The organism is Streptomyces sp. BE20 (assembly GCF_036322525.1).
Classification (GTDB): domain Bacteria; phylum Actinomycetota; class Actinomycetes; order Streptomycetales; family Streptomycetaceae; genus Kitasatospora.
Window position 1 is genome coordinate 1 of record NZ_JAQYWW010000840.1, and the last position, 1,237, is coordinate 1,237.

2 protein-coding genes are annotated in these 1,237 nt (G+C 73.6%); both read right to left on the bottom strand.

Annotation, left to right across the window (positions count from 1 at the left end):
• The coding region (locus PUR61_RS18145; protein ID WP_329879938.1) for a beta-ketoacyl synthase N-terminal-like domain-containing protein at positions 1 to 466 on the bottom strand (466 nt) is incomplete at its 3' end.
• A gap of 23 nt (positions 467 to 489) precedes the next feature.
• The coding region (locus PUR61_RS18150) for a phosphopantetheine-binding protein (protein WP_329879939.1) at positions 490 to 1,237 on the bottom strand (748 nt) is incomplete at its 5' end.

A 1,237-nucleotide genomic window follows, 5' to 3' on the forward strand; every position in this document is an offset into this window, starting at 1 on the left:
GACCGGCGTACACGCCGACCGGCTGCCCCTTCAGCGACGTCGGGTCGATGCCCGCCCGCTCCAGCAGTTCCCAGGACGTCTCCAGCAGCAACCGCTGCTGCGGATCCGTCGCCAGCGCCTCACGCGGCGAGATCCCGAAGAGTGCGGCGTCGAAGCCGCCCGGGTCGGTGAGGAAGCCGCCCTCCTCCGCGTAGGTCTTCCCGGCCGCGTCCGGGTCCGGGTCGTGGAGGGAGTCCACGTCCCACCCCCGGTCGCGGGGGAACGGGGCCATGGCGTCGGTGCCGTCGTGGACCAGCCGCCACAGGTCGGCCGGGGAGGCCACGCCGCCGGGCAGCCGGCAGGCCATCCCGACGATGGCGATCGGCTCGGTGCGCCGGGCCTCGGCGTCGCGCAGGCGGCGCCGGGTCTGCTGGAGGTCGGCCGTGACGCGCTTGAGGTAGTCGCGCAGCTTGTCGTCGTTCGACATGGGGTTCTTCCTCGTATCCGTCATCAGGAAAGGCCGAGTTCGTTGTCGATCAGGTCGAAGAGCTCGTCGTCGGAGGCGGCGTCCAGGTCGACGCCCTCGGCGTCCGGCTCCTCGCCCGCCTCCGCCCAGCGGGCGGTGAGGGCCTCCAGACGGGCGGTGACCTGGGCCCGCAGACCGTCGGGCGTCCCGGACGTGGCCGCCAACGCCGCTTCGAGCCGGTCGAGTTCGAGCAGGACGGGCGGCACGACCGCGGCCCCCGCCAGGCCGAGCCGGTCCCGCAGGTGTTCCGCGACGGCGGTCGGCGTCGGGTGGTCGAACACCAGCGTCGCCGGGAGCCGGACGCCGGTGGCCTCCGTCAGGCCGGTCCGGATCCGCAGCGAGGTCAGCGAGTCGAAGCCGACCTCCTTGAAGGTCTGGGTGGCCCGCACGGTCTCGTCGATGCTCTGGCCGAGGACCTTCGCCGCGCCGGCGCGGACCACGTCCAGGAGCAGGCGGAGCTGTTCCGCCTCGCTCACCGCGGTGAGCCTCCGGAGCAGGGCCTCACGGCCGTCCCCGGTCGGCGTGGCCGTGGTGGTGGCGGTGCGGCGGGGAGTGCGGACCAGCCCGCGCAGCAACGGGTTCAACTCACCGCTCGCCGCCTGCGACCGCAACACCCCCCAGTCCAACCGCGTCGGCACCAACACCGCCTCCGACGAACCCAACGCCGCGTCGAACAACGCCAACGCCTCACCCGACGCCATCGCCGACAGACCACCACGCTTCAACCGCGCC